This window comes from Pedobacter sp. HMWF019 (assembly GCF_003061025.1).
Taxonomy (GTDB): domain Bacteria; phylum Bacteroidota; class Bacteroidia; order Sphingobacteriales; family Sphingobacteriaceae; genus Pedobacter.
Genome location: NZ_QAIL01000091.1, coordinates 1 through 8,116, shown reverse-complemented (window position 1 = coordinate 8,116; position 8,116 = coordinate 1). Strand labels below are relative to the sequence as shown.

Below are 8,116 nucleotides of genomic sequence, written 5' to 3'. Positions count from 1 at the left end.
GAATTATTGTTTTTCTTTTTTCAAGTAGGTTTTATTGCCATTTTTATTGATATAATATTTTCCCCCGCGAGGACCAGTTAAAACTTGCTCACCATTTGGTCCATGCAAAGCCCCATCTACTGTTGGAGTATAGTTTTTGGTCGAAGACACAGCCGAACCCGCTTGTTTTTTTACATCAGCCGCCTTAGTTTCTGCCTGTTGTGTAGTAGCCTGAACTTTATCTTTGGCAGCAGAATAGCGTTTATCTGGCGTACCATCTTTTTTTAATTTAACACCAGCAGCACTTGTAGCTGCTGCTGCTGCATCTTTTTTTTCAGTCGCTTTAGCTGCAGTTGTATTCACAGCATCAGTCGCTTTACTTGTATAACGTTTATCCGGTGTACCGTCTTTTTTTAATTTGACGCCAGCTGCACTTGTAGCAGCAACAGCCGCATCTTTTTTTGCCTCTGCTTTAGTTGCAGTTTTAGTAGCTGCATCTGTAGCTTTAGTGGCATAACGCTTATCAGGTGTTCCGTCCTTTTTTAATTTAGCACCGGTTGTAGCAGCCGCATCTTTAGTTGCCTTTGCCTCTTTTTTTGCTGCAGCTTTTGCTTTGCTCGCAGCTTTCTTAGTTTGGGCAGCGGTCGGTTGGGCAGTTTGTGCCATACTCAAGCTTACACAGAAGCTTAGAATGGTCAATAGTGAAAGTAGTTTTTTCATGGTTTTCTTTGCTATAGGAGTCCGTAATTTAAATTTTAGTTCAAATTCTGTTTATACATTGCAAACATTAATCCAATTTACCAAAATTTTAAATCAAATAATACAAATTCGACAAAATAAAAACCAGCTATTTCTTCCTGTCGTAATGCCTAATTTCGCTGAGTTCATCTGTACGAATGTTCCAATCATACCTAAAAGCATCTGTAGTCCCCTTAATAAAAATCTGCCAAAGGTCATTTCCTTTGAACTGAACAAAGTACTGATACCCCAATACAGCATTCTTACTGATTTCTTTTATTTTTTCCTTTAAAGAACGGCTATCCCCAAAGGCGCTTAAACCGCTGCTGAATAAAATTTGGTTCGATTCCGGACGGGCGACAAAATCTTTTTGGCCAGAAGCTCTTTTCCAAAACCCTGAACAAAACTATTCATACTTTAAGGCATCAATCGTATTCGTTACTGCAGCTTTATAAGACCTTATAGACACCGTAACCAAGGTAATCAGCATAGAAATGACCATGGCAAACAGAAATGGCCATATACTGATCTCTATTCTGTACGCAAAACCAGAAAGCCATTTGGACACCAATAAATAAGCCAGAGGCCAGGCCACCAAATTTGCCAGAAAAACCATTAACAGGAAAGATCCATTAAGCATTTTTACCAGTTCCAGGGTCGATGCTCCAAGTACCTTTCTTATGGCTACCTCTTTAGTCCGTTGTGTGGCAACAAAAGAGATCAGACCAAACAGTCCTATAAAGGATATAAAAATGATCACACCTGCAAAAACTTTGAACAGCACCCCCATAATACGCTCTGTTTCATAGTAGTTTTTAATATCTTCGTTAACGAACGCCGAATAATATACTGCAGTAGGAAAGGTACTGTTCCACAGCGCTTCTATTTCTTTCATAGCGGGTATAATCTGCTTATTATCTATTTTGATTGCCGCTCTGTAGTATTGTTCTTCACGGGAAAACATAAGCATCGGAGAAATTTTTTCTTTAAGGGATCGGTCGTTAAAATCTTTAACCACCCCAACTATAGGCGCTTTTTTATTGTCCTCCTCAATCACCTTCCCTATGGCTAATTGCGGATCAGAAAGATGAACGCTTTTCAAAAAGGTTTCATTCACAACAAAACCATTAATGGTATCACTTTCAGCATAGAGCTTCCCGGCAATGATCTTCAGGTCAAAAACATCAAAGTAATTCCGATCTACCGGAGAAAGCCGCACTTCAAAATCTTTATTTCTTACCCCGTCCAAACTAAAATTAGTGGTATTCATGTCGTTAGACAGGGGTTGCCTGATGCAATAACTTAACTGTTTTACCCCAGGTATTTTTAACATCTTTTGCTTAAATCCTTCACGTTTCATTTTATTTAAGCTATCCGCTGGTGCATTGATCATTACAATAGCTTCTGTATTAAAGCCCAGTGGCTTTTCCCTCACATAGCTCATCTGCTGAATGATGACCAATGTTCCAATGATCAAAATGATGGTAATGGTAAACTGTACCACTACCAATACCTTTCTCAAACTGAAATTACCAGCATTAACAGTAGCCTTATTCTTTATGGCCAGCACAGGATTAAATCCAGACATCACCATTGCCGGGTAAAGTCCGGCCAAAAAGCCAACAAATAGAACCAGTGCAAACATGAAAGCGAAAATTAATGGTTGGCCAAAGAGACTAAAATCAACGCCGGGTGTATACAGGTTTTGCATACTTGGAATAACCAGTTCAGCAATAATGCAAGCCAGCAAAAGTGCCATTAAAGTAATAGCAAAAGTTTCTGTCAAAAACTGTACGATCAGCTGTTTACGTTTGCTTCCCATTACTTTACGCACGCCAACTTCTTTTGATCGGTTAATAGCCTGTGCAGTAGCCAGGTTAATGAAATTAATGCAGGCTGTAATCATCAAAAACAAACCTATAATTGCCAAGCCATACACCTCTTTTAAGGTAATTGAAGTATCTGCAAAGCTTCCGTAGCGCTGATCAAAGTGAATATCATCAAGAGGCTGTAAATCTACAACCTGATTTCCTTCCAGCTTCCTGGATTCAAGATAGGTTTTATTAAATTTCTTCAATGTAGCCTGTACATCAGCACTTTTCAGACCGTCCTTGAACTGTACATAACATTGTATGCCAGAACTTACGGAGTCCCATGATTTATTATCTTTTGCCCAGAAATTCTGGTAACTCAACACAATTTTTAATGGAAAGCTACTATTCTCAGGCATATCTTTAAACACACCGATTACCTTTAAATTGGTATTTGTTCCCAGTAAAAAGCTTTTTCCAACTGCATTATCTGCACTTCCAAAAAACTCTTTTGCAATAGATTCAGACAACACAACGGTATTTGGTTCAGCTAACCCCCTGCCATTGTTGCCACTAATCCATGGAATATCAAAGATTTCAAAAAAACTGGGTTCTGCACAATAGTATGTCCGGTCTGTCTTAATGGTCTGTTTTCCATGTGCATCTTTAACGGTCATCACACCTCCATTTTTGACAATAGCGGCTACTTTTTCTACCCCTGCAAATTCATTCCTTATAGTTGCTGATACCGGAATAGGCACCCCAGAGGAATAGTCTTCGAAACTATTGTATTTCCATTGGCTGACAACTCTGTAAATCTGATCGGCATTTTTATATCCCTTATCAAAGTTTAGCTGAAAACGAATGAAAATAAAGATAAGAATGCAGCTGGCCATCCCAATCGTTAAACCAAGAACATTGATCAATGTATAGCCCCTGTTCTTCCAGAGGTTGCGCAGTGCAATTTTTAGATTAAGCTTGAACATTATGGTCTTTTTATTTACTCGCCCGCCAATCGTATGCCAGTTAAAAAAAAGCCCTCAAAAGTTCTTTACCAGCCTGCGATCGAATTCAAATGTCCATTAACGAACATTTAGGTTCCGGAAACGTACATTTTTCTCAAAAGAAAGAATAAGCGCAACGAAGTTCTTAACTACATAAAAATACTGTCTCAAACCAAGCTCCTGCATATCAGCCTGAGGTCTTGGTGGGGTCTTGTTGGGATATAGGTACTTCTATCCCAACAAGACCCCACTAAGATATGCGCCAGATCCGATCTACCCCAGGAAGAGTCTCCCCTTAATATAACCTAACACCGCTATCTCTTTTTTCTGCATCATAGCAGGTCACCACCCTCCTCTGCAATTTGCTACGGAAATTCTTGTACGCTGCGGAAAGACCTCAGAGATCTGTCCGCTATTTCAGCGGACCCGATATCGTTAGTCTTGAATCAGTTGTACAGAATTTTCCGAACTAATTTCCTTCTTCTTCCTTTACGATATGCTTCTTCGGATAATTAAACAATAAAGAAGACAATACAGGTAAAATGAATATCGCTACTGTAAATATCGAAACAAAAAGATCTGTCTTTTCGCCCTCAATCAGTTGCGAAACTGAAGATTCCGGATAAAAATGTGTTAGCAACGAGGAAGTTAATTTAATCCCCAAAACCCCTATTACAATAAATGCAACAGTTTCCAGGAAAGTAAACTTCTCCATCAATTTTACGAAGGCCTGGGCAACAAAACGCATCGCCAGAATACCAATAAATACGCCAATATAAATTAACCAGATATGGTCTGTAAAAGCAACGGCAGCAAAGACATTGTCAATAGAAAAGGCAAGGTCCATCACCTCAACCAATGCCACAGTAGCCCAAAAAGTCCCAATCAATCCAACTGTCGATCTATAGATCCAACTTTTACTTTTATCTACTTCCTCCTCTTCTTTTTCTGCCCCCTTTGCATTCTTCTTTCTAAAATAATCGAACGCAAGGTATAGCAGATAGAGTCCCCCTAATGGCTTAAGCCACCATATTTTAACCAGCCATGCCGCTAAAAACAAGCAAATTCCACGAAAAACATAAGCACCAATAATACCATATTTTAGGGCCTTATCTCTTTGTTCTTTAGGTAAATCCATTACCATAGTGGCCAGTACTGCAGCGTTATCTACAGAAAGCAAACTTTCTATAACAATTAAATTTAAAATAATCAGGAGCCCGGCTTCAATATCCTCTCCCAGAATCGTGTGTAAAAAATCCATGTATGTGTTTGTTGTTATTGGTTAGGTACTCATGTACAAGTACAACTAAAAAAGATCCGTTTTCAGCATCGCTTTCAAAATATTGGCCTGTACATCAAAATTGTTCAAATGATCAATAAAATTAATATCTGATATCTTTAAATAGTTCTCCTCCAGCAAATCTATGATCTCTTTAGGAATAAACGTTTTTTGAGCAGCAGCATTGGCCTGCAGTTTATCGTTTTTGTAGGCCAGCTCCTGGATCAGTTTCTCTTTTTCAGATCTATTAGCAGATAGATCTATTTTATTTAACACGCTTAAATCACAGAATAAAAAAAGGTTCCTGCTTGGAAAAAACAGGAAATGTCGGTCTATGTCAGGAAACTTATACACCTCGACAACCAGCTGTCCGGATTTTAAACCACAAAAGAATTCTGTCCGGAATTCCTGTTTGCATAGCAAGCCCATAAGCTTCCGTTCTATGGTTGCGTAACTGCTCACATAGGTATTTTTAGGATCATAATTTGTCAATAAGCCTAGTTCGTCTGGTGAAATTGCATGGAAGAAATCTTTTGCATATCTGGAACTAAAAGCATTGATGTTCTTAGAAAATGGAAAATCTGTACTCAAATCAGACAGCACATCAAACAATCTTCTTAAAGACAAATTGATCTTTGATGCCTGTTTCTGCTTGTCAAGATGAAATGCTTTTTCACTAAAAAGCTGGTTGTTCATCTGTGCGATGAGTTCTTCATTCAGATGTATTTCATCATAGATCAGGCTGACATTCTTTTCATTGCTTTTTTTTATTTTCCTAAGCAACTCGATTACACTAGAAGTAAACTGAACATGAAAAAGATCCAGCTTTTCTATATCCAGTTCTTCATTATTTTCGAACATCTGGTGGATCACCTGGCTCCTTAAATAGATTTTATAGACCGTATCCTCTTCAAAAAACGCAGAGAGAAGCTGCAAACGGCTGATCTCTCTGCGTGATTCTTTTAAGATATTTAAACGGTTTTCATCCATGCGTTAAAGTTAATTAACACGCGTCACATTCTTCTTAAGCTCTGCTTCTAAATTTTTCAGATCGCCATCAAGTGCTCTTCTGCTTTGATTGCCTTCTTCGTGAATTCTCTTCACTTCATTTAAAGTTTCAATTAAAGATTGTGTTGTTCTTTTTAATGTATCTATGGATACAACAGTCTTCTCGTTCTCCTTTGCCACATCAATACTATTTTGTTTGAGCATTTCTGCATTTTTCTGAAGAATGGTATTGGTGGTATCCGAAATCTTTTTCTGCATTTCTACATTGGCTTTCTGCCTTTGCAGGGCAACTGCCAGGGTAAGCTGGTTTTTCCAGACTGGAATGGTTGTAGATACAATAGACTGTGCTTTTTCAGCAATAGAGGTATTGTTGTTCTGTACTACCCTAATCTGTGCAAGAGACTGCAGCATGATAAAACGCACGATCTTCATATCTGCCAGTCTTTTATCCAGTCTGCCCAGAAAGTCCCGAAGGTCTGCAATTTCATAATCCTGGTAATCTGCAGGTCGACCTTCCATCTCTGCGAGTTTAATGCTCAGTTCGTTGTATTTAAGCTGACCTGAAATGATCAGTTCTTCCATTTGGTGAATATAACTTACATTACTGTCAAACATGGTCTGAAGCGAGCTGTTATCTTTGATCGAATTTAATCGCCCTGCCTTGATCTTATTGGTGATCTTGTCAATATTGTTGACCACCACGTCATATTTCTGGAACAGCTTTTTTACATCGACTACCAAACTTTTCAGGAAAGGAATTTTTGAAATAAAAGATTTAAATCCACTTTGCTCTAACTCGTTGATGTCAATATAGTTCAATTCAGAAAGCAACTCATTGATCAGTCCTCCTACTTCCCCGCTGTTATAGGTCCGTACAGAAGCCAGAAAATCGTTACTATATTTCTCCATTGAATTCTGAGCGTCTAACCCGTAATTCAATATAGAATTTACATCAGAGGGTTCAAGAGATTTACTGATCTCCTTATATTTTTGCTGCTCTTCCGGCGTGATGGCTGTTAAATCTACGTTGCCATCTTTGTCCAGTTTTACCGGGGTAATTTCGGAAGGGGCATTTGGGGTTGTTTCCATAGCATTTAAATTGATAGCATTTAGAGTTTATAAATAACTCTGTGTTACAGTTTTCACAGTATCTTCAAGCTTTCTGTCTTTGGTTGGTTCTCCTATGGCGTTAAATTTCCATTCTCCATTTTTCTTATAGAAAATGCCCATCACCATAGAAACATGGCCTGCAAAATTAGAGCCATGTGCAATATCATAAGTTGCAAAAACCTCATTTACACGTGTTGGGGTTCCTTCATAAATGCGAATAGAGGCAAAAGGAATGGTTCCAAAATCATGCCCCCTAAAACTGTTCAGGACAAAAGCTACATGGCTTACTTCAGGATTTAAGCGGCCAAAATCTACTGTGATGATCTCGTTGTCCAATCCATCGTCTCCAGCCATATCACCAGTAAGGTCATCACCGCTGTGTTTTATAGAGCCGTCTTTGGATTTCAAACTACCAAAATAGATCACATCTAGTAATTGTTTTTTGTCGTTAAATAAGGCACAACTTGCATCAAGATCTACAGCTTCTTTTGTCTTTCCAAAACCAAATAAACCTTTCTTTTCTATTGCTCCCCAGTTGATTCCTACGCAAATATTCTGAAGCTTGCTTCCGTTGCTTTTTTCAAGGCTGATGCGTTGCCCTTTTTGAAGATTGATTGCCATAATTTATTGATATTTGTTTACATAGTCTTGTAATCCACCTTTCATTCCCATTCCAACAGCTTCAAATTTCCATTTGCCTTCACGTTTATAGATGCGGCCAAATTCTACTGCAGTTTCTATAGAAAAGTCTTCGTCTAATTCATAATTGAGTAGTTCCTCATTTGTAACTGTATCAAAAATACGCACAAATGAGTTTCTAACCTGTCCAAAGTTTTGTCTTCTCTGATCGGCTTCATGTATTGTCACGACAATGCAAATCTCGCTTACCTTGGAATCTACCTTTGTCAGATCTACTTTGATCTGCTCATCATCTCCGTCCCCGTCGCCAGTTAAATTATCTCCGGTATGCTCAACAGCGCCATCAGGAGAGATCAAGTTATTATAAAAGATAAAATTCTCATCAGAAACCAGTTTTTTCTGGTCGTTTAACATAAAAACGGAGGCGTCAAGATCAAACGCGGTACCCGTTGTTGAGCTGTTCGTATCCCAGCCTAAACCAATAGTAAATTTTGGGGCTCCAATATTTTCTCTCTGCCCTTTTTGCAAGTTAATGGCCATATTATATT

Annotated in this window: 7 protein-coding genes; all 7 read right to left on the bottom strand. The window is 38.5% G+C overall.

All coding sequences use genetic code 11. The annotated features are described in order from the left end of the window. Positions 1-3: 3 nt before the first annotated feature. The 7 genes from DBR11_RS05965 to DBR11_RS05930 all read right to left on the bottom strand — a co-directional run bounded on the left by DBR11_RS05965 (position 4) and on the right by DBR11_RS05930 (position 8,108). Complete coding sequence (locus DBR11_RS05965; protein ID WP_146186473.1) at positions 4-699, bottom strand: hypothetical protein; 696 nt, start codon at positions 697-699, stop codon at positions 4-6. Between the two features lie 424 nt (positions 700-1,123). Further along, positions 1,124-3,514: an ABC transporter permease gene (locus DBR11_RS05955; RefSeq protein ID WP_108550694.1), complete on the bottom strand. Its 2,391-nt coding sequence runs from the start codon at positions 3,512-3,514 to the stop codon at positions 1,124-1,126. Between the two features lie 487 nt (positions 3,515-4,001). Further along, entirely contained in the window at positions 4,002-4,793 is a 792-nt protein-coding gene (locus tag DBR11_RS05950; protein ID WP_108550693.1) for a DUF475 domain-containing protein, read from the bottom strand. Positions 4,794-4,838: 45 nt separating this feature from the next. Then, positions 4,839-5,801: a hypothetical protein gene (locus tag DBR11_RS05945; protein WP_108550692.1), complete on the bottom strand. Its 963-nt coding sequence runs from the start codon at positions 5,799-5,801 to the stop codon at positions 4,839-4,841. Between the two features lie 9 nt (positions 5,802-5,810). Further along, positions 5,811-6,908, bottom strand: a complete 1,098-nt coding sequence (locus tag DBR11_RS05940) for a toxic anion resistance protein (protein ID WP_108550691.1) — start codon at positions 6,906-6,908, stop codon at positions 5,811-5,813. Positions 6,909-6,935: 27 nt separating this feature from the next. After that, positions 6,936-7,550 (bottom strand): TerD family protein, encoded by a 615-nt coding sequence (locus tag DBR11_RS05935; RefSeq protein WP_108550690.1) that lies wholly within the window; start codon positions 7,548-7,550, stop codon positions 6,936-6,938. 3 nt (positions 7,551-7,553) lie between these two features. Beyond that, on the bottom strand, positions 7,554-8,108 hold the full coding sequence (locus tag DBR11_RS05930; protein ID WP_108550697.1) for a TerD family protein: 555 nt from the start codon (positions 8,106-8,108) through the stop codon (positions 7,554-7,556). Positions 8,109-8,116: the final 8 nt, after the last annotated feature.